Below are 204 nucleotides of genomic sequence, written 5' to 3' on the forward strand. Positions count from 1 at the left end.
TCAGCTTGACGGTCACTTTATCGTCTTGGGCTTCGGTGGTGATGTTGTCGTCACCGGCAACGGTCACGGTGGAGCCGAGTTTTTCGATATTGGTGCTGCCGCTGTCGCCGTTGAAGGTCAGGCCTTTAGTGTCAACGGTGGTTTTGGCATCTACGCCTTTTTGGATTTCGGCTTTGGTGTTATCCGCCAAGTCGATGCTGTAGT

At 52.9% G+C, this 204-nt stretch carries 1 protein-coding gene; it reads right to left on the reverse strand.

The annotated features are described in order from the left end of the window. Nucleotides 1–204, reverse strand: a 204-nt coding sequence (locus tag ACTHTU_RS11490) for a hypothetical protein (protein ID WP_440362625.1), incomplete at both ends; no start/stop codon positions are given.

This window comes from Neisseria sp. P0020.S005, from assembly GCF_051957055.1.
In the GTDB taxonomy this organism is placed as follows: domain Bacteria; phylum Pseudomonadota; class Gammaproteobacteria; order Burkholderiales; family Neisseriaceae; genus Neisseria; species Neisseria subflava_A.